This window comes from Streptomyces sp. NPDC087440 (genome assembly GCF_044744005.1).
Classification (GTDB): Bacteria; Actinomycetota; Actinomycetes; order Streptomycetales; family Streptomycetaceae; genus Streptomyces.
The window spans coordinates 1-19,513 of record NZ_JBIUXN010000033.1 but is presented as its reverse complement, the minus strand read 5'-3'; the positions used below and the strand labels follow the sequence as shown (position 1 = coordinate 19,513).

Annotated in this window: 15 protein-coding genes and 1 CRISPR repeat array; of the genes, 5 read left to right on the top strand and 10 right to left on the bottom strand. The window is 70.4% G+C overall.

Annotated elements, in window-relative coordinates; genetic code table 11:
* Positions 1 to 164 precede the first annotated feature (164 nt).
* Positions 165 to 290: a hypothetical protein gene (locus ACIO3O_RS39930; protein ID WP_401754967.1), complete on the top strand. Its 126-nt coding sequence runs from the start codon at positions 165 to 167 to the stop codon at positions 288 to 290.
* 10 nt (positions 291 to 300) lie between these two features.
* Here the strand turns inward: ACIO3O_RS39930 and ACIO3O_RS39925 are convergent, their stop codons facing one another.
* Entirely contained in the window at positions 301 to 603 is a 303-nt protein-coding gene (locus ACIO3O_RS39925; protein ID WP_401755147.1) for a hypothetical protein, read from the bottom strand.
* 198 nt (positions 604 to 801) lie between these two features.
* Here ACIO3O_RS39925 and ACIO3O_RS39920 point away from each other — a divergent pair, with 198 nt between their 5' ends.
* Positions 802 to 1,425 (top strand): hypothetical protein, encoded by a 624-nt coding sequence (locus tag ACIO3O_RS39920; RefSeq protein WP_401754964.1) that lies wholly within the window; start codon positions 802 to 804, stop codon positions 1,423 to 1,425.
* A 106-nt stretch (positions 1,426 to 1,531) separates the two neighbouring features.
* Positions 1,532 to 2,458 (top strand): Ku protein, encoded by a 927-nt coding sequence (locus tag ACIO3O_RS39915; RefSeq protein ID WP_401754961.1) that lies wholly within the window; start codon positions 1,532 to 1,534, stop codon positions 2,456 to 2,458.
* Positions 2,459 to 2,470: 12 nt separating this feature from the next.
* On the opposite strand, the gene ACIO3O_RS39910 is transcribed toward ACIO3O_RS39915, so the two are convergent.
* The 9 genes from ACIO3O_RS39910 to ACIO3O_RS39870 all read right to left on the bottom strand — a co-directional run bounded on the left by ACIO3O_RS39910 (position 2,471) and on the right by ACIO3O_RS39870 (position 17,437).
* Positions 2,471 to 3,343 carry a hypothetical protein gene (locus ACIO3O_RS39910; protein WP_401754959.1) on the bottom strand — a complete coding sequence of 291 codons (873 nt, stop codon included), beginning with the start codon at positions 3,341 to 3,343 and terminating at the stop codon, positions 2,471 to 2,473.
* A 184-nt stretch (positions 3,344 to 3,527) separates the two neighbouring features.
* Complete coding sequence (gene cas3, locus ACIO3O_RS39905; RefSeq protein WP_401755145.1) at positions 3,528 to 6,260, bottom strand: CRISPR-associated helicase Cas3'; 2,733 nt, start codon at positions 6,258 to 6,260, stop codon at positions 3,528 to 3,530.
* A 929-nt stretch (positions 6,261 to 7,189) separates the two neighbouring features.
* A CRISPR array of direct repeats spans positions 7,190 to 9,199; the repeat unit is 29 nt; unit sequence CGTCGTACTCCCGCGTGGGCGGGCTGGAC.
* 84 nt (positions 9,200 to 9,283) lie between these two features.
* The gene (gene cas6e, locus ACIO3O_RS39900) at positions 9,284 to 9,970 is read right to left on the bottom strand and encodes a type I-E CRISPR-associated protein Cas6/Cse3/CasE (protein ID WP_401754956.1); all 687 of its coding nucleotides are present in this window, start codon (positions 9,968 to 9,970) and stop codon (positions 9,284 to 9,286) included.
* 40 nt (positions 9,971 to 10,010) lie between these two features.
* Positions 10,011 to 10,736, bottom strand: coding sequence for a type I-E CRISPR-associated protein Cas5/CasD (gene cas5e / locus ACIO3O_RS39895; protein WP_401754954.1), 726 nt, complete (start codon positions 10,734 to 10,736; stop codon positions 10,011 to 10,013).
* Entirely contained in the window at positions 10,733 to 11,941 is a 1,209-nt protein-coding gene (gene cas7e / locus ACIO3O_RS39890) for a type I-E CRISPR-associated protein Cas7/Cse4/CasC (RefSeq protein WP_401754951.1), read from the bottom strand. The genes cas5e and cas7e overlap by 4 nt, the downstream gene beginning before the upstream one ends.
* Positions 11,938 to 12,558 (bottom strand): type I-E CRISPR-associated protein Cse2/CasB, encoded by a 621-nt coding sequence (gene casB / locus ACIO3O_RS39885; protein WP_401754948.1) that lies wholly within the window; start codon positions 12,556 to 12,558, stop codon positions 11,938 to 11,940. The genes cas7e and casB overlap by 4 nt, the downstream gene beginning before the upstream one ends.
* 38 nt (positions 12,559 to 12,596) lie before the next feature.
* Positions 12,597 to 14,162: a type I-E CRISPR-associated protein Cse1/CasA gene (gene casA / locus ACIO3O_RS39880; RefSeq protein WP_401754944.1), complete on the bottom strand. Its 1,566-nt coding sequence runs from the start codon at positions 14,160 to 14,162 to the stop codon at positions 12,597 to 12,599.
* Positions 14,163 to 15,596: 1,434 nt separating this feature from the next.
* Positions 15,597 to 16,001, bottom strand: a complete 405-nt coding sequence (locus tag ACIO3O_RS39875; protein ID WP_401754941.1) for a DUF6009 family protein — start codon at positions 15,999 to 16,001, stop codon at positions 15,597 to 15,599.
* Positions 15,998 to 17,437 (bottom strand): phage/plasmid primase, P4 family, encoded by a 1,440-nt coding sequence (locus tag ACIO3O_RS39870; RefSeq protein WP_401755142.1) that lies wholly within the window; start codon positions 17,435 to 17,437, stop codon positions 15,998 to 16,000. Before ACIO3O_RS39870 ends, ACIO3O_RS39875 begins: the two co-directional genes overlap by 4 nt.
* A gap of 1,369 nt (positions 17,438 to 18,806) precedes the next feature.
* Between ACIO3O_RS39870 and ACIO3O_RS39865 the strand changes: the two genes are divergently transcribed.
* Together ACIO3O_RS39865 and ACIO3O_RS39860 are read left to right on the top strand one after the other, a co-directional pair.
* Positions 18,807 to 19,037: a hypothetical protein gene (locus ACIO3O_RS39865; protein ID WP_401754939.1), complete on the top strand. Its 231-nt coding sequence runs from the start codon at positions 18,807 to 18,809 to the stop codon at positions 19,035 to 19,037.
* A complete protein-coding gene (locus tag ACIO3O_RS39860) occupies positions 19,034 to 19,459 on the top strand; it encodes a hypothetical protein (RefSeq protein WP_401754936.1) in 426 nt (141 codons plus the stop codon). The genes ACIO3O_RS39865 and ACIO3O_RS39860 overlap by 4 nt, the downstream gene beginning before the upstream one ends.
* Positions 19,460 to 19,513: the final 54 nt, after the last annotated feature.

Below are 19,513 nucleotides of genomic sequence, written 5' to 3'. Positions count from 1 at the left end.
GCAGTCCACCCAGACTGTTAGGCCGTGCGCGAACTCGGGGCCGACGACTGTGGTAATCCCCTTCCTCCAGGACCGCGACCAATATCGGGGGCCGGGCCCCGGATGCGCAGAAGTGGGACCGGGCAGCACGCAGGGTCACCGCCCGCTGGGAGAGCATCGGCTTCGTGCGCCTGCGCAAGGAAATCCGCCTGGACCCGGCCGCGGAAGCCACCGAACAGCACCGCGAAGCCCTGAACGAAGCCTTCGCCCACCTGTGCTGCGCCTACCAGGAAGCCATGTTCTCCGCGTAGCCCCTATCGGTCAGGTGGGCGGGTCGGCGATGTGGCGGCGGGCAGGTTCCCACACGTTCTCGAACTCCTCGCGGGTGAGGGGTTCCGGGTGGTGGCCCTCCCACTCGGACACCGGGATCTCGGCGGTGATCCCGAACCTGCCGTCGTACTGATCGAGCTGGCCCGCGTCCTGGGCCCGCTGCCACTCGGCCAGGGAAGCAGCCGCGACAGGAACCCGCTGGGGCCCCTCAAGCTCGACCTGCCGGGTCACCCACCCTGAGGCGTCCACCTCGAAGTAGAACCAGGTGTCGTCCTCGTCCCAGTAGCAGCGCATCCACGTCGTCACCCGCCCATGATGACGGCACACCCGCTGACCGCAGCCCCAGGCCCCCGTTCGGTTCCACATTCCGAGGAACGATGTGCGGATTTCCCGTCCCCAAGAGGGAGGGGTGGGTCATGGTCGTATCAGGCCCGGGAATCCCGCCCGGGACACACCAGGGGGCGGCCAGCCCGGGAAGGGTGGGGGTGCACGGTGGTGCAGGAGCGTTGGGACAGCGACGAGTTCGGGGCGTCGCACGAGGGCCGGGTCGGAGTGCTGCTGGCGGACGGCAGCGTGCCGAAACCGGTGTACTTCGACGGAGCCTCCGCCTACGGGACCACGTCGGACCTGTGGGCGTACTACGACGGAGGCCGCTTCCACGGTCCGCGCGCTGATGCGCTGCGGGCGGTGTGCTCCTGCGGCTGGGTTGGTACCGCGCGCACGCTGGACTGGCAGCAGATCGGCGAGACGCCGCTGCGCGAGGGCGGCGAGGACGTGGCGGACGCGTGTTTCGAGGACTGGGACCAGCATCTCCAGGCCGTCGAACGCGCCGCGGTCCCGCTGCCGCGGGACCTGACCGCGCTGCTGGAGGAAGTGGTCTCCCGCATCGAGACCCTTACCGCAGATCATCCGGTGGCCGGGGTGAGGGCGGCCCGCCGTCTGGAGGTCCTCGCCACCCAGCTCGGCGTCACAGCCGCCCGCGGTGCGGCAACCTCACCGCCGGACGAGGTAGCGCCCGCACTGGGCGTCAGCGTGGACGCGGCGCGCTCCCTGCTGGCCCGGCTGGGCGGCTGGAGTGTCTACAGCACGGCCTTCGAGGAGAGCGGGGTCTTCTGATCCAGCCCAACGGCAGCCCAGGGCCCGCGGGCCCTTGTCCCTGCTCCGGGTGCCGGGGCGGAGGGGTCGTTCTAGGCTGAAATGCCCTGGATGCTGGAGGCCTGTCATGCCACGCCCTGTCTGGAGCGGAGCCGTCAGTTTTGGTCTTGTGACGATCCCGATCAAGGTCTATCCGGCGACCGAGTCCCACAACATCAGCTTCCACCAGTACCACCTGGAGGACATGGGCCGGGTCCGCTACCAGAAGGTGTGCGAGCTCGACGGCGAAGTCGTCCAGCAGGACCAGATCGGCAAGGCGTACGAGGTCTCCAAGGACACCCTGATCGCGGTCACCGACGAGGAACTCGACCAGGTGCCGCTGCCGACCGCGAAGGCGATCGAGGTGATCGGGTTCGTGCCGTCGGCGTCCATCGACCCGGTACGCATCGGCGCCTCGTACTACCTGGCCGCCGACGGCCCGGTCGCCGCGAAGCCCTACACCCTGCTGCGGCGGGCCCTGGAGCGCAGCAGCAAGGTCGCCGTCGCGAAGTTCGCCTGGCACGGCCGTGAGCGCTTGGGGTTGCTGCGGGTCATGGAGGACGCCCTGGTCCTGCACGGCATGAAGTGGCCCGATGAGGTCCGCTCCGCCGATGAGCTCGCCCCGCGGAAGATCGACCTGGACGACAAGGAGGTCGACGCGGCGATCTCGCTGATGGAGGAGATGACGTCCGACGACGGCCTGGAGGGCTACCGCGACCACTACCGCGAGGCCCTGGAGGAGCTCCTCGCGGCGAAGGCCGACGGCCACCAGCCCGCCACCTCCGAGGACGCGGGCAGGCCGAAGGAGAAGGTCGTCGACCTGATGGCCGCCCTCCAGCAGTCCGTCCAGTCCGCCCGCGCCTCCCGCGGTGAGGACGCCAGCGTCCACGACCTCGCCGATCACGCCGGGAAGAAGGCGGCCCGGGCGAAGAAGGCCCCCGCACCGGTGAAGAAGACCGCGAAGGCGGCCAAGCAGGCACCGGCGAAGAAGTCCGCCCGCACGTCGACCGCCTGACCCGTGGCGGGGTCAGTCCCGTACACGGGTGACCGTGACGGTGGCGTGCCGGGTGGTGCCGGCGAGCACCTCGACCACCAGGCCCGGCGGGCACGGCGTGTACCGGTCGCCGCCGCTGGTGCGTACGGAAGCTGCGGGCTCGACGCCCGCGAGGTGTGTGCTCACCCCGGTACGGACGTCCGCGGTGATCCGCCGGGACAGCACGGTCTGCCCGTCGGGGAGCGCGACCGCGAGGAGGACGGGATAGGCGCGGGTGCCGGTGTAACCCACGACGGGGCAGTCGACGGTGTCCGCGTGCCGGTACTTCTTCCACCCCCTGCGCCCTGCCGGGTACACCCCGTCCAGCCTTTTGATCACGAGGCCTTCGATCCCGATGTCCCGCAGCCCGTCCCACCACACACGCGCGACGTCCACGTCCAGCGTCATCGGTACCGCCTGCAGGGGCGGCCCGAGCGGGGCGAGGATCTCCTCCAGCAGAGCCCGCCTCTCCCGGTACGGACGCGACACCAGGCTCCCGTGGTCCGGGTGGTGCAGGATGTCGAACGCGGCGTACGAGGCCGGGTAGCGGGCAATGAGCGCACCTGCCTTCGCGGTGCCCGCCGCCGCCCGCTGCTGAACCGCTCCGAAGTCCAGGCGGCCCTCTCGGTACACGACGGCCTCACCGTCCAGGAGCACCCCGGGCGACAGGTCCATGGCGGCGACCGCAAGGTCCATCCACGTAGACGTGACGACCCGTCCCGCCTTGCTGCGGACGATCACTCGGTCCTGGGTGCGCTGCAGCGTCATCCGATGGCCGTCGAATTTCGGCTCGTACGCGAGCTGCCCCTTGTCCACGGGAAGGGTGTCGACGGCCTGGGCGAGGGCCAGGGTGATCGGGGCGTCCATGCGTCCAGCCTGCGACTTCGTGTGGCGGAGCGCGCGCCGCGTTAGTCCGCAGCGGGGCCTTCCTCTCCGGTCGTAAACCCCTGGTGGACGTGGGTCTCTGCGCCAGGCCGAAGGCGACGATCACGTTGCGGGAGCAGCAGGGCGACCGGGCAGGGCGCCTCGTACGGTGCCGGCCTGAACAGAGCTATGGCGTGGAGCGGACCAGCCCCAGCACCGGGTCCAGATACAGCAGATGCCGTTGGGTGCGGTAGCCCTCGGTCCGGCCGTCGGAGAGCACCTGGTGGGGGAGCAACCGCAGGTCGCGGGCGAAGGGCGAGGTGTTCCACGAGGTGGGCACGGCGGTGTCCGGGGTGTCGGGGAGGTAAGTGCCGGGCGCGGTGACAGTCAGGCGGGCCAGTTCAGCGATCTGCGCGGCGGAGAGCCGTTTGTGCCCCGCAGCGGGCACGGGGAGTTCGCATTGGCACGCGGGGTCGAGGAAGAGGGCGCCGTCCACGGTGCGGTAGACGGGAAGGAGGCGGGCGGAATCGGCGCCGAGGCGGGTGGTGAGCAGGTCGGGGTCCACGTCGCGGTCGGTGATCGGGTAGAGGTCGGTCAGGGTGCGCGGGTGCGGGATGGCCGCGAGGTCGGCGGCTGCGCTCAGCGCTGCGTCCCGGCCTGCCCGGCGGACGTCGTCCAGGAGGGCTTCCTCAGCGAGGGAGTTGAGGTCCGCATACACGGACTCGATCATCGCGGTGACGTCCTCGGGGACACGAACGCTGCTGCTGGCCTTCGCGGTAAGGAGATCGCGGGTACGGCGCAGCAGGGCGGCGTCGTAGACGGTGCCCCATGCCGGGGGCGGGAGGACACCGGTGGGGGTGAGCACGACGAGGCGGGGGTCGGCTGCCCAGGACGGGCGCTGGCCGCGATCCCCGAGGGTGTGCCGGTGTCCACGTCCGGCCCGTTGCAGGAGTTGCGCGAGCGGGGCGAGGTCGGAGACGACGAGGTCGAAGTCGACGTCGAGGGACTGTTCACAGACCTGCGTAGACACCACGATCCAGGGCTCCCCGGGCCGGGACGCACGAGGGCCCAGGAGGTCGAGGAGCTGTTGAGTGTGGTCCTCGCGCTGCCACTGGGGCATGCGGGCGTGCAGCAGGAGAAGGCGGGGCGCGCGGGATCCGGGACGCGCGGCCAATGCCTGGTACGTGGCCTGGGCGTCGGGCACGGTATTGCACACGACCAGCACCGAACCCGCGTCTTGGGCGCTGTCGTACAGCGGGCGGAGCGATTCCTTCAGCTGGGCTGCTCGCCCTCCGGGCACGTCCGGGTCATGCGTGTGGTGGACCTGATACTGGGTCACGGCCAGGGCGTGGGCCCGGGTGCTGGGAATCGTCCCCGAGACCGTCAGCTTGCCGCTGGCGGCGTCGGCGAACAGCCAGCCGGGATAGGCCGGGGCAACCGGCTGCGGGCTGTCGTGCCCGGCGCCCTGGAGGTAGGCGTGCACCAGGCGCTCGGCAAGGCTCCCGGCGAGCGTCGCCGACAGCAGGACCACCGGAACGCCCAGGTGACCGAGCCACTGCAGCAGCCGGATCGTCAGCGCGTGCCCGAACGCGTCGTAGGCGTGCGCCTCATCAATGATCAGCGTCTTCCCGGACAGGCCCAGCCAGCGCAGGGTGTTGAACCGCATCGGCAGACAGGCCATCGCGCCCTGGTCCCAGGTGGCCACCGCCGCCCCCGCGACCAGCCCCAGATGCTTGCGGCGCAGAAAGTCCCCGGTCGCGGTGGACACCCCGTCATCACAGAGCTCACCGTCCGCAGCCTCCGGGGAGTATGCCTCCATGAGCCAGGCCATCCCGTGCAGCAGCGCCACCGGCGTATCCGTGACAGCGGCATCGCGGACATAGGAGCGCACCCGCTCCCACATCGCGTTCGTCGTCGCCATCGTCGGCAGCAGCACCGCCAACCCCGCATGCCCGGACGCCGCACCCAGCAACCGTGCCGCGAAGAGCCCGGTCTCGGTCTTGCCGTCCCCGGTCGGGGCCGTCACCAGCATGATGCCCGCCCCCGACACCAACCGAGGAAGCCGGGCCGCTATATCGGCCTGCAACGGATACGGCTGCGTGATCTGCGGAAACATTTCCGAGAACGCCGAAGCCGGCCCCCAGGCGGGGGCAGCGAGCTGCAACGCTTCAACAGCCGGGCCCGCCGCGGCCGCTGACCGTGCGAAGTGCGCCTGCCAGTCCTCGCTCCCGTCCTTTACCCAGGCGTCCTGCCGAGCCCGCACCCAGGACACGCCGGACGCGATCCAGTCCGCCAGGATCACCAACCCGGTCACCAGCACCGCTGCCCCCACCGGGGCCACCCGTGCGGGAGCGGCGGGCCGCCCGCACGCCTCGTGGACGACGTCCACCAGCGCGGCACGCTGCTCACGCCACCCGCTCGCTGTACCTACCCGCGGTTCCGCCTTCTCCGGATGCCGCATCGTCGCCCGATCGAGCATCGCCCCGTACACGCCGTGATGACCGCCGAGGATCTGCGCTACCTGATGCCCCACGGCCTTCCCCGGGCGGGAGGCGGCGTCATACCCGTACTCAGCAAGCACCGACGGCAGCACCAGATGCGTCACCCGCTCATGCCGCACAGATCCCTCGTTCATCCACCCCGACGGGGCGGCAAATTCTGCCCGCCGCAGGAACTCCGGCAAGGGGCCCGTCGGGGCAGCCTGGAACGAGGGACAGCACTTGCCCACATCATGCAGGCCAGCCCAGAACGCCAGCATCGAACCCGCCTGCTCCGGCGGCACGCCGAAGGACTCCGCGACGAAGCGGCGCTGCCCCGTCGTGAAGTGAACGTCCCACAGCACCCGAGCAACCGCTGCCGTGTCCAACAAATGACAGCCCAGCGGGTAGGGGACATCGAGACCCTCGAACTTCCCCCACATACAGGGGCATACATCGAACAGCACGGGCGGAACACACCTTTCTCAGATCTAGCAGAAGGTTGGGCAGGGGGAACGTCGTACTCCCGCGTGGGCGCGGGCGGGACGTCGAGGAGCGCGGTGTTGAGGCTCTGGCCGTCGTTGTACTCCCGCGTGGGCGGGCTGGACGTGCACTCGACGACGATGAGCCGCGGGCGGTGCGTCGTACTCCCGCGTGGGCAGGCTGGACACCCGCGAGCAGGTCCGCGTCCTCCTGAAGGTCGTCGTACTCCCGCGCGGGCGGGCTGGACCCGTCTGCCGAACAACTGACCGGGAGTCGAGGCGTCGTATTCCCGCGTGGGCGGGCTGGACTCGCTGAGGAGGGCCGCTACGTCTTCGGCGCGCGTTGTACTCCCGCGTGGGCGGGCTGGACGAGCGGGAGACCGGCTCCTCGGACAGGCCCGCCGTCATACTCCCGCGTGGGCGGGCTGGACGCGTCGAGGACGTCCCAGGTGGACTCGGGGAGCGTCGTACCCCCGCGTGGGCGGGCTGGACTGGGTCTCGGCGCCCAGGACGTCGCTCGGGTCCGTCGTACTCCCGCGTGGGCGGGCTGGACTTGACCTGCTCGAACTGTGGCTCCTCGTTGAACGTCGTACTCCCGCCTGGGCGGGCTGGACCCCGGGTCCCTGTGGCGGAAGCCAAAAGCTCCCGTCGTACTCCCGCGTGGGCAGGCTGGACTCGCGTTGCTTGGGTCAGAGCGAGGTGTCCGCGTTGTACTCCCGTGTGGGCGGGCTGAACTGCGGCCTCGCGGGTGCGTTCTGGGGAATCCTCGTCGTACTCCCGCGTGGGCGGGCTGGACGCTGAAGTACAGCTCACGCTCGACGCCACCGGCGTCTTCCTCTCGCGTGGGCGGGGCTGGACGGTCGCAGGCAGGCGGATCACAGGATCGCCCCCGTCGTACCACCGCTCGGGCGGGCTGGCTTGCGATGACGGGGTCTACCAAGTCGACAACGTCGGCGTACTCCCGCTTGGGCGGGCTGGACATCTTGGTCGACTCCGTTCAAGGGCGGGCGTACGTCGTACTCCCGCGTGGGCGGGCTGGACATGTTCGGCCCGATGGTCAGCGGGGCGAAGACCGTCGTACTCCCGCGTGGGCGGGCTGGACAGCTCGTTGGCGCGGACCCCCCAGGTGGGCCCCGTCGTACTCCCGCTTGGGCGGGTTGGACTTCGCGTGCCGCAGCGTCGGGTTGGACTTGCCCGCGCGCCGCCGCCCGATCTTCCGGTACGTCGTACTCCCGCGTAGGCGGGCTGGACTCCGTCCGGTTGCAGTAGGCACCCAGGAGCAGCGTCGTACTCCCGCATGGGCGGGCTGGACTACATCGGCCACTGCCTGACCCTGGCGACGATCGTCGTACTCCCGCGTGGGCGAGCTGGACAGACCCTGGACGACGTCCGCTATGACCTGTCGCGTCGTACTCCCGCGTGGGCGGGCTGGACGCCCTGGTGAACGGCTGCGGCATGATCGCCGCCGTCGTACTCCCGCGTGGGCGGGCTGGACGGGCCGGATCGAATGCCACGGCGGGCCCACTCCGTCGTACTCCCGCGTGGGCGGGCTGGACGTCTGGGGGCAACGCGGCGCACAGATCATCACCGTCGTACTCCCGCGTGGGCGGGCTGGACTTGGCGACCACCACACCGAGCGCGGCGGTCAGCGTCGTACTCCCGCGTGGGCGGGCTGGACCACACGACCGGCCTGCCGTACGAGAAGGACATCGTCGTACTCCCGCGCGGGCAGGATGGACGCCTCGGCCGCCCGGATACGGCGCATCTCGCACGGCGTACTCCCGCGCGGGCGGTGTGGGTTCGGCCACGCACGCCGCGATGGCGTCGCAGTCCGTCGTACTCCCGCGATGGCGGGCTGGGCGTGTGGCGGACGGCCTTCAGATTTCCCGGTGCCCGTCGTACTCCCGCGTGGGCGGGCTGAACTGCGGCCTCGCGGATGCGTTCTGGGAAATCCTCGTCGTACTCCCGCGCGGGCGGGCTGGACCGGCCCTGCGCCACGATCGCGTCCTCGGGGTCCGTCGTACTCCCGCGTGGGCGGGCTGGACTCCGCCTGATGGCCCGGCGGGGGTGGCCGGAGCGTCGTACTCCCGCGGGGGCGGGCTGGACGAGTCGGCCCGGATCATGGCGGGGATGGGCGTCGTCGTACTCCCGCGTGGGCGGGCTGGACCTTGCGGGCCTCCTCCTGGGCCGCCGCCTCTGCCGTCGTACTCCCGCGTGGGCGGGCTGGACGATCTGCGGCGCAAGGGCGGCAAGGGCCGCGTCGTCGTACTCCCGCGTGGGCGGGCTGGACCGCAGCCCGAACAGGACGCTGTCCTCGTTCTCCGTCGTACTCCCGCGTGGGCGGGCTGGACGGGTCGCCGTCGGCCCAGGACGCTACCCGCGTCGTCGTACTCCCGCGTGGGCGGGCTGGACGAGCACCTCCGCACCTGGCTCACCGATTCCGACGTCGTACTCCAGCGTGGGCGGGCTGGACAACATGCGCGGAGAGACCTCCTACCGGTCCGTCGTCGTACTCCCGCGTGGGCGGGCTGGACACATCTGGGACCCGGAGAAGCGCGCCAAGCAGCGTCGTACTCCCGCGTGGGCGGGCTGGACCCGTGATCGGCGTTGTACGCCTCTCCGATCGACGTCGTACTCCCGCGTGGGCGGGCTAGACACAGGACAACACCCCTCCACCCGAACTCGACCCGTCGTACTCCCGCGTGGGCGGGCTGGACACCCACCTCCACGGTGACGCGCTGGCGCAGGGCGTCGTACTCCCGCGTGGGCGGGCTGGACATCAACCTGTGGGCCTACCAGGCGCATCACCTCGTCGTACTCCCGCGTGGGCGGGCTGGACCCGAAGCAGCCAGCAGCCCCGGCGGCAAAGGGCGTCGTACTCCCGCGTGGGCGGGCTGGACACTTTCTGACCTGGTGTTTCTTGAGGGCTTTGCAATTCTTTTATCAAGGTGCGGGGTTGTTTGGTGGGGGGGATGTGGTGCTGGCTATGCGGGGTGGGGGGCTATGGAGAGGAGGCCGGTGCCGAAGGCGCGGCCGCGGCCGATGCCGGTGGTGAGGGCGGTGGTGAGGGTGGTGGGGTCGGTGATGGTGGCGGTGCCTTCGAAGCGGGTGACGTTGCCGCGGATGCGGATGCGTTTGCCGGTGGGGTTCTTCTTCCAGCCGGCGATGTCGGGTTGTGCGGTGGTGCGCGTGGTGTCGTGGTGGGGGTTGAGGCCGGAGGCTTGGGCTCGTTCGTGCCACCAGGTGGTGGCGTCGGTGTCGTAGAGGGGGGTGAGGCGGCCTCGGTTGAGGCTGCCTTTGTTGTCGCGTCCGGGGTTGGCGGGGCGGGTGCAGCGTGTGGGCTGGGCGTCGATGCGGTAGCGGAGGGTTGCGCCGGTCTGGAGCCAGGCGAGGAGGGGGGTGAGGTCGCGTTCGTCGGTGGTGGTGGCGTAGCCGTGGGGGAGGGCGTTGAGGTGGAGGGGGTGGCGGGACTGGATGAGGAGGGTGTGTCCGCGGGGGTGTTGTTCGAGGCGGAAGAGGATGCCTGCGGCTTGGCGGGGGGTGTCGCCGAGGTTGTGGGGGGCGAGGGAGAGGACGGTGCGGTGGAGGGCGTGGGCGTCGCGGAGGTCGTGGGCGGTGTGGTGGGAGGTGGGGTTGAGCTGGATGCGGGTGAGGTGTGCGCTGGGGGGCATCGGGGGCTCCGGTGGTTCCCGCGGGGGCGGGTAGGGGTGGTCAGGTGCGGTGCTGGGTGAGTGCGTTGAGGTAGCCGGTGCCGTGTCCGTGGCAGAGGGATGCGGGGAGGTGGCGGGTGGTTTCCCAGATCGGCCGGGTGGTGAAGGTGCGGCCGGGGCGGGGGGCGTCGTCGAGGATGCGGGTGGGCGGGGCACCGGGGGCGGGCGGGTGTTCGTGGAGGTAGGTGACGGGGACGGTGTCGCCGGTGCGGGGCGGGGTGCGGTGCAGGGGAAGTTGGTCGAGTGCGGAGAGCGCGTCGTGGACGGGGGTGGGGGTGAGGAGGAGGGGGGTGTCGGGGCGGCAGGACCGGCGTCCGAGGTGGGGTGGGTAGACCGGCTTCTGGAGTGCCTGGGTGAGGTCCTCGATGAGTGGGGCTGGTCCGGTGAGCGCGACGGTGAAGGCTGCGTCGTGGAGGTACCAGTCCTTGTAGATGAGGGCGTTGCCGCGGTGGCCGCCTGCGGCGGTGGCAGCGGTGAGGTGTTTGGGGTATCCGCCGCCGACGGTGTGGAAGTCCAGGAGGAGCTGGCCCGGGCGGTCGACGCGGAGGGTGTGGGTGAGTGTGTCGAGGTCGGTGAGGTCGCTGCCCCGGGGGCGTCCTTGGGCGGCGGCGAGGAGGCCGGTGATGCCGCTGCGGGTGGGGTGGGGGTGGCTGGTGCGGGTGTTGCCGCCCTGGGGGCCGCCCCAGAACTGGAGGCCGGAGAGGTGGAGGAGGAGGCCGGGGCTCACTTCGTGCCCGCCTGGGGGAACGCGGCGTCCACCATGGCCGTCACGAGGTCGTCGAGGCGGGGGATGTGGGTGCCCAGTGCGGTGACCGCGGTGAGGTCGGCGGTGCCGGAGTGGGCGGCGGCCAGGAGGTGTTCATCGCCGAGGAAGTTGCTCACCGCCGCGGCGTGCTGGTCGAGAGCGGTGATGCTGGGGGCAATCCAGCCGGAGGTGTCGTCGGCGGTGACCGCGGCTTCGAACGCGCCGGAGAGGTTGATGGGCTGGTCGGTGCGGACGGTGATGTAGACCAGGGCCGGCGGGGTGAAGGGGGCGGTGCTGTTCTTCTTCGCGGCCGGGACGTTGAGGGCGAAGCCGGTGAGGAAGCCCTGGACGAGTTCGCGGGCCATCGCCAGGTCGCCGTCGAGGTTGTTCACGAGCTCGTCGACGGTGATGGTGGCGTACTGGTAGAAGGTGCCGGAGGAGAAGGCGTGCTGTCCCATGTGGGCGGAGCCGTTGTCGGATCCGGTGATGTCATCGACCGCGGTGAAGAAGTCCGGCTGCTCTTCTCCTGCATGCGTGGTGAGGGCGTGCGCGACGGCGATGGCCCCGTCGACGGTGGCGTCGGGGGTGTTGGCGAGCATCCGGCCGAACGCGGCGATGGAGCCGTTGCGGCGGCACAGCAGCTCGTGGACCGTCTTCTGGAGCTGTTCGATGCGGGCCTTGGTGTCCTTGTCCAGGGCCGGAGCCTTGGACTTGGTCTTCGCGGTGGATTTGGTCTTCTTCTCGGCGGCGGCCTCGGCCTTGGCGCGGGCCTGTTCGGCGGCGGCGGCCAGCAGGTTGCGGTGGGCTATCGCGAGATCGGCGAGATCGGCGACCACCGACTCGGGCACGAACAGCATCAGGTTGGTGGTCGCGGCATCGTCGAGCTTCATTCCGGAGACCTGTCCGGACAGGGTGATGGCCTGCCCGGCTTCCCGGGCCTCGTCTTCCGGCCAGCCCTGGGCCACCAGTGCGGCAGCGATCTTCGACGGCAGCCGCCGGGTGCGCAGCGCCTTGTCGCCGAGCACGGTTTCGGTGCTGATGCGCACGCCGCGCTTCTGGCAGGCGGACGAGATCCTGGTGCGTTCGGTGCCGCCCAGGAGTGCGACCTTGGGAGACCCGAACTCGTCCCTGTTCAAGTTGGACAGCGGGTAGGCGTGCAGGACGTGGATGTCGACGTACAGGCTCATGCGGAGGTCTCCTCGGTCAGGGGGGTGGGGCTGTAGTAGCTCTGCATCCAGGCATCGGCGATGCGGACGCGGTATCGGGGCCAGCTGTTGACGTCGCGCAGCAGCCGGGGCCAGGACAGCGGGACACCGGCAGCGGTCAACCGGGCGACGGGCCGGTGCAGCAGCGCGAGGGCGGGCTGGAGCCGCCGCTGGCGGGCCAGGCGCTCCAGGAGGTCGGCGGTGCTGTCCTCACGCAGAACCTCCTGGCCGACGGCGCGTTCCAGGGACCAGCCGAGGTCACCGTGCTCGGGGTCGTACAGCACGGGAGCGGTGGTGTCGGTGGAGGGGTTGGGTGCCTGGTGGGCGTAGAGACCGGCCACGGCCAGGTGCGCGAGGGTGGCGTCGGGACCCCAGCGGGGGATGCGGGTGCGCAGGTGGCGCATCATGCGCCAGGACTCTTCCAGTTTGCGGAGGTTGAGCCCGTCGCGCAGATCGCGGCGGCCCTGCGGGGTGGAGCAGACGTCGGCGACGTACTGCATGAACGCGGTCTCCCGGGCCAGCCAGGCGGGCGGCTGCACGGGCTGCAGGCCCGGGGCCGGGGGAGCGTCGGGGGTCTGATCGGCGGGTGTTCGGGGCATGGGGGTGCGGTCCTCATTTCCGGGGAATGGCGCAGGGGTCAGGCCGGGGTGCGGGGCGCGCGGCCCGGCGTGCGGGCGGGGCGGGGCCGGGTCAGCTGGGCACGGGACTGGGCGATGGCGCGCCGCCCGTGACCGGTCGCCTTCAGCGACGTCGTGCTGGCGTCGAAGGCCTCCACCGCCAGGGACCGGAACGCCGGAGGCCGTCCGAGATCGGACAGCACGGCCCAGAACTCTGCCTCGGCCGCCGCCCAGTACCGGGCGCGCCCCTGGTTCACGAAGCCGTCCTTCTCCTTGGACTCGCGCTTCGGGTACGCCCCGTCCCACGCGTTGGCCAATGCCCCGTACAGGGCGCGCGAGACCCCCTCGGCACTGTCGCGGGCAGCGGCGATGGCGGCCGCCCCGTCGGGGTCCGCCTCGGCGAGATGATGCAGGACGGGCGGGGTGGTGGCGCTGTACCAGGCGAAGTTGCGGTCCCGGCCTTCCTGTTCCCAGCCCAGTGCGCGCACACCGAGCCGGGCCAGCAGGTCCGGGTCGAGTTCGGCAAGATGGTCGAAGACCGTGGGGCGGCGCCAGGTGGCCTTGTCGCCCGCCCGCTGATGGAGCAGCAGGGCGTCCAGGTCGCGCCAGAGGTGGCGACCGCGATCGGCGCGCACCGGCCCCCCGGTGTCGCGTTCGATGACGTACGGGTCGGTGGCGGGCGGCAGATCCGTGAGGGTTGCCCAGGTGGCCCGGCACCCCACGGTGCGGTTCTCCCCGTCACCGCACAGCAGCACGGCATGGGCGGTCCGGCCCGCGAGCAAGGAGACAGGCCCAGCGGGCGGCCGCACTGCCAACGGGTCGGGCAGCTGGGCGGTTTCCCACGGAGCGAGGTCCGGACCGGGGCACTGGGGCCAGGCGCTGGGCGCGGGCACGGACAGTACGAGGCTCGCGAACAGACTGCCCGGGAGGTGGGGGAAGTACGAGATCAGGGACCTGTAGGGGCCCGCCTTGGTGATGTGCGTACTGCGCCCGCCGTGCCTGCGGGTGTTGTTGGTACCGGACGGCCCGAACCCGTACCAGCCCAGCAGCCAGGCCACCGACTCGGCCGCGCCGACCGGAACATCCTGCGGAGTGCCGTCCGACCACAGGGCGTTCGCCCCCGACGCCCGGGACATCACCAGGCGGCCGGGCGCCGCAGGGTCACCGCCCTCCTCGTCCAGACGCGGGTCCTGGAGAAACGGACGCGGCCCACCGAACAGCCACCAGCGCTCCGGTGACGGATCGAAGTACGCGCCCACCGCGTCCGGATCGAAGCGTCCGCGCTCCAGCAGGTCCTCGCGGGCGTCGAGCCACACCTCCCCGTCACGCGTATCGAGGCGGCCGACGCGCACCGTCATCGCGGCCAGCAGGCGACGCCACATCGCCTCAACGGGCGGCTGCGCCACCAGGAGATCGGCGAACAGGTGCGCACCGCCGAACAGCTCCCGCAGCCCGACCACGGCCATACCGCCTGGGACCGCACCCGGTACGAGGACAGCCAGCTCACCGGCTTCTTCGGGGGTGAGGACCTCACGTATGCGGACCTCGACGCAGGGGTCACGGTCAACCCGAAACGGATGCACCACGCCGCTGTCTCCTCTCGCTCTCGGTACCACCGTCTGCGAAGCCGCAGGCCAGGCGGTGAGTGAGCGATATAGAAGCAAGCCGCCAACCGATGGCGCAAAACAGCCTTCATGGCTTGAACATGACGATCCGTTGAATTGTCAGAGGGCACGGATAGAGTCCGCGCCTCGGCGCTGCGCACCCTGCCGGAACGCCCTCCAGGCTTCCCGGCAACCACAGCTCGTTACGTGGAACCATGAGCAACTAGAGCAGGATGAAACGGACTTGACGCACCGGGGCGCGCCTGTCCGGCCACCAGGGTCAAAGCCTTCCCGTTGCCCTTCGTGCCGGGCTGCCCGTCACGCACCCGGGCCCAAGACCACTGGCCTGTGAGATGTCGCACAGGCTGTGGCGACCCGGCAGCGGCGGCCCGCACCCGGCGCAAGGTGAAGGGAACCTGCGGGAAGCGATGTGTTGACTGCCCCGAAGGGAGGGCGCAGCCGGGAGGCCGCGCGCGGGGGCGGCGCGTGAGGTCAGCCGAAGTCAAGGCGGGAGAGCAACTGGTGGTCGGACGATACCGGGGTGTCCACGTGGCGGGCGCAGGGCCCTCCGCTTGTCGCGACGGAGCAGAAGGAACCGTCGGCCTTCTGTGCGCGGCACTGCACGTCGGGGCCGTGCACGGGGCACAGCCCCGGCGGCCGTGCCCCGATCGGGCACGCCTTGCCAGCCCGGGTGCGTTCCCGGCACTGCGCAGGCCAGGACTTGGTGTCCGGGCCCGAGCGGGAGACGCTGCTGGAGCGCTGTTTCGGCTTTTCCGGGACCGCCCAGAAAGCCCCCCGAGCGGAGAGACCGGGGGGCTTCTGATGGAGGTAGTGCTCAGGCGCTGCACTCTTCAACGACGCATCCCGTACCCGGGTCACGGCCCGCTCGTACGAGCTGGTCGGTTCAGCTTTCGGGCGGAATCCGAGTGTGGAGCTGGTGGGCGAACCAGCCAGCCTCCTCAGCGAGTTCGTCGTCCTCTTCTGCGACAAGCCGGAGCAGTCGCAGAAGATCCTGGGCCTCGGTGAGGCTGAGCAGAGGCAGGAGGCCGGAATCCTGGGCAGGGTTGCCGGGCGCCGGGGGCGAGGTCTCAGAGAGCGTCACGCTCCGTCCAACGCGCCCCGACCGCATGGGATACCCATGCCCGGTGAGTTGCGCTCTTATGGCCCCGTAGGGGTACTGGTTGTCTTCGCCTGTCACGTACCCGCACAGGGTGGCCCCTGGTCCCAACTGCCCCTGCACTGTGCCTGGCGCGGGCAGGGCAGCGTCCCGCTGATGCGTGCAGCGACGGGGTACGGATGTTGAGTCGCTTCAGTCGCTGTGAGGCATGGGCGGGCGCTCTGAACTGGGCTTTCCTTGTTTCCGGTCGCAGCGACTGGATGGGGACGCCGCATTGTGCGCACGAGGGGACCTGCGGTTTACGACTGGGGGAGTGTTATGCCGAGTTCCTGCATGGCGGGGGAGGCGGGGCCGCCCTGGCTGCGTTCGGTCTTGTGCCCGGTCTCGCGGGGGGCGAGGGTGCGGGGGTCGACTGCCTCTCCTGGGGCTCCGGTTTCGTAGTATCCGTTCGGCTGGCTGTCGCGGTCGTGCGGGGCGAGCCAGAACACGCGGCGAAGAAAGGTTCCCGAGGCTCGGGAAGCGCGCGCAGTGTCGGCGAGGAGTGCGTAACCGACCATGCGTCCATCACGGTGGAACGACGGGCGCTTCATCCGCCAAGGGACCCGGTCCAGGTGCTGGCGTACGTAGTCGAGGGGTTCGATGTCTTCCAGCCAGACGAGTTCGCTCTCGTGGGCGATCTCGGAGGGCTCGATCAGGGAACTCATGCGTCGTCTCCTGCTTCCTGTACGAGCCCGATGCCCGGATAGAACTTCTTCTGGTTGGAGAGCACCATGTCCTTGGGGCTGGCGAGCCCCGCGGTCTCGCGGACGCGGGCGGCGAAGGCGCGGTTGGAGAGCGGGGTGGCGCCTTCCATCTCACACCAGGAACGGTAGCTGGTGTAGAGGGAGCGCTGTTCGGCGCGCATGGCGGGGTCGAGGAGGCAGCACTCGCTGAGGAAGCGTCCGGTGTGGTCTTCGGTCTCCGCGTAGGAGGTGGTGGCGGTCTGCACCTGCTGGGGGCCGGTGAGGTCGCGGGGGCCGGTGAGGTAGCGGGTGGCGCCGGTGATCAGCCAGTGCAGGATGCCGGGACCTTCTTCGGCGACGAGGACGTCGGCCAGGTTGTCGATCTTGAGGTGGTCGGCGACGACCCGCTCGAAGGGCAGCAGGCGGATGCGCCGCCAGAAGGCGTAGCCGCCGGTGCCGACCTCGGGGCGGTGGTTGCCCAGCAGCCACAGCTTGTGGGTAGGCGCGAAGGAGAAGAAGTCCTGCCGCATCCGGCGGGCCTTGATCCGGTCACCGCCGGTCAGCAGTTTCACCCGTGCTTCGTCGAAGCGGTCGCCGGCCTTGAGTTCGGAGCACACGATGATGCGCCGCCCGTGCAGTTCGGCGAGGTCGGTGGGGTGGCCTTCGAAGGGGCGGGCCATCAGGAAGCCGGGCGGGGCGGCGTCCGCGTAGTCGCCCAGCAGTTTGACCACGACGTCCAGGAGGACGGACTTGCCGTTCTTGCCCCGGCCGAAGAGGAACGGCATCACCTGCGCGCCGACGTCTCCGGTGATGGAGTAGCCGAGCAGCTGGTGCAGGAAGGCGATCATCTCGATGCCCTCGGGGTGGCTGCCGAAGGTGTCTTCGAGGAACTTGTCCCAGCGAGGGGTGTCCATCGCGACCGGTGCCAGGCTGGTGGCGCGGGAGTGGTGGTGCTTTTCGGGATCCGCCGGCGCGGTGAGCCCGGTCGTCAGGTCTACGATGCCCGCCGGGGTGCAGAGTGCGTACGGATCGGCGTCCAGGAGGGCTGCGTTGAGGACCATGCCGGGCGAGGTCCGGGCCTGCGTCAGCATGGCCTTGAGCCCCGATGTCGACAGGGCGCGGCGTCTGAAGGCCCGCACTTCCCGGTCGGTGTAGGTGCCGCTGGGGTCGCTGTCGGCGAGGCCTTCGGCCATGTCGCCCGCCGCCCAGACGACGCTGTCGTCCTCGTCCAGCTCCCACCGGTAGCCGCCCCACCGGTACCAGCCGATCCCGGGCACATGGCGGAACTCCCGGCCGTGCCTCTGTACGAACAGCTTGGCGCTGCCCCGGTCGGAGAGCGAGCCGGGCAGATACCCGCACACCTCCGGGCGCGGCCCGGCTGCGGGGACAGGGTTTCCCTGGGCGGGGAAGTTCAGCATCTGCGCGGCAGCGGCGGCCGGGTCGAAGAGCGCCTCCTGGTCGGGGGTGTCAGTCACGTACGGTCTCCCGGTCCACGGGCGGTGCGGTACTCCCAGCAGGCTCGGTCGCTGAACGACAGCCTGAGTCACTGGGGGAAAACCCCAGGTCACATGGCATGTGCGTCTCCTGTAAGCGACTCAAGCGACTCAAGTTCTGTATCGGTGTCAGCACAGGCTAGCCGAGTCCCCCGGTCCATCCCCGCACAACCCCGCACGCACGCGGGGGAACTGTGGCCCCCAGCACCCCGGCACCGGCCACCGCCGCACGCACACAGCGACCGGCGACTGACGCAGCGACCGGGAATCCGTTCAGTCGCTGCACAGCTCGAACAGGAAACCCCAGGTCAGAGACCTGTATGCAACGGATCAGCGACTGAAGCGACTCAAGGTCTCCATCTATGAACGCACCAGGAACTCGCACCTACCTCATGTGCGCGCGCATACCCACGCGGGCGCGTTGCTCTGATAGATACAGAACTTGAGTCGCTTCAGTCGCTACTGCAATGGTGACACCTGCTCTGAACTGCTGGTTTCGTTGCACCTGTGGTGCAGCGACTGAAGGAGATGAGTCGCTTCGGGTTCAGTCGCTTCAGCATCGCGGCCGCCTGGACAGGACGCCGAGCACCGCGGGGACATGGGTGCACTCTCAGGAGGTCGGTTGAGAGAGCAGGCGGGCCGCTTCTGTGTGCTGCCAATGCTGCGGCCCTGTGCGCGGCCGACCGGGCACCCCGCTCGTCTGCCGCTGCCTCACTGCTGCGATGGGGCAGGCCGTTGCCGGGCGTAGGGGCCCGTGCGCGCAGCACGGCAGGTGTTCCCCAGGCTGGCGTGGGGTGACGGGTTGTCAGTGGGGTGCGCTAGGTTCATCGCGCCCTGCGGGGCGCCGTTCCCGCCCGGTTCCTACGTCGGGCCGGGCGGGAACGGACTGGACCACGCCCCCCGGGGTGTTTCTTGGCACGGGAGCGTGCCTCTTCCGGATGGAAGACCGACACCGAGGTGTCTCGTTCCCATACGACGGCGTCCGGGCGTGGATTGCAAGGAAAACCGGGAACTTTGCCCACACCGTGGCCATGGTGTGCATGCCGCGCCGCGGGCCCGCCGTCACCGGCGGACGGGAAAGGGTCCCGCCGGGGTGTCTCCGCTGCCCCGGCGGCGGCCTGGTGCTGGTCCGCGAGGGCGGGCATTGTTCCGCGATTCCTTGATCACGTCGCGTTGTGGCCGTGGTGCGGTCCATGCTGTTGCTCCTCAACGGCGGCGTGGCACCCGCCAGTTGGGACACCTCCTTTGGCATGGGGTGCATTCCGGATGGCAACGACTCGCACTGAGGACAGTGATGAAACGCAGGCAGATAGCGGCGGCAATGGCGCTGGCGCTGATCACCGTGATGGTGTTCGGCTGGAGCATGGCCATGGCCGCGATGGGACACGCGGCGCTGATCGCGACCGTGGCACCGATCCTGGGCCTGACGGTGCAGCAGGTCTACCGCTCCTACCGGGCGCGCACCACACCGGCCCCCGCCCCGATACGCGGCAGCACGGGACGGAAGGGCGGCCCCGACCAGTGAACGACTCCGACTCCGCCGCAGACCCGGCCCCGGGCCGCCCCGGGCGCAAACTCGGCCCGATCGCCGGCCACGTCTCCACCTCCCACCGGGCCTGGCTGGAACCGACCCGCACCAGCTACCTCACCAGCGGCCTCACCCTCGCCGACCTCTCGGCCACCGTCCTGCTGGCGAAATCGAAACTCTCCGAGCTCCTGCGCGGGGTGGGCCACTACCCCCGCTGGGAAGTCATCCACCGCCTCTCCGCCGAGCTGAACATCCCCAACTGGCCCCTGCACCGCCTGTGGGCGCAGGCCGCCATGGACCTCGGCAAGACCCGCGACTGGGTGGAGCGCTCCACCGACGGCACCACCACCGTGGCCACCGCCCGCCTCGGCCCACCCGTGTCGGCGTACTCGCGTATGTGCAGAGGCTGGTACGGATGAACGTGCAGAGCAAGTAGCCGTCGGCTGGTGTCCATTGCCGTGCGAGATGATGTA

Coding starts and splice junctions, on each gene's coding strand:
- ACIO3O_RS39925 (WP_401755147.1), bottom strand. CDS start 603: ATGCGCTGCTACTGGGACGAGGACGACACCTGGTTCTACTTCGAGGTG.
- ACIO3O_RS39910 (WP_401754959.1), bottom strand. CDS start 3,343: ATGGACGCCCCGATCACCCTGGCCCTCGCCCAGGCCGTCGACACCCTT.
- casB (WP_401754948.1), bottom strand. CDS start 12,558: ATGCCCCGAACACCCGCCGATCAGACCCCCGACGCTCCCCCGGCCCCG.
- ACIO3O_RS39870 (WP_401755142.1), bottom strand. CDS start 17,437: ATGCTGAACTTCCCCGCCCAGGGAAACCCTGTCCCCGCAGCCGGGCCG.
- ACIO3O_RS39915 (WP_401754961.1), top strand. CDS start 1,532: ATGCCACGCCCTGTCTGGAGCGGAGCCGTCAGTTTTGGTCTTGTGACG.
- ACIO3O_RS39865 (WP_401754939.1), top strand. CDS start 18,807: ATGAAACGCAGGCAGATAGCGGCGGCAATGGCGCTGGCGCTGATCACC.
- ACIO3O_RS39875 (WP_401754941.1), bottom strand. CDS start 16,001: ATGAGTTCCCTGATCGAGCCCTCCGAGATCGCCCACGAGAGCGAACTC.
- cas6e (WP_401754956.1), bottom strand. CDS start 9,970: ATGCCCCCCAGCGCACACCTCACCCGCATCCAGCTCAACCCCACCTCC.
- cas7e (WP_401754951.1), bottom strand. CDS start 11,941: ATGAGCCTGTACGTCGACATCCACGTCCTGCACGCCTACCCGCTGTCC.
- cas3 (WP_401755145.1), bottom strand. CDS start 6,260: ATGTGGGGGAAGTTCGAGGGTCTCGATGTCCCCTACCCGCTGGGCTGT.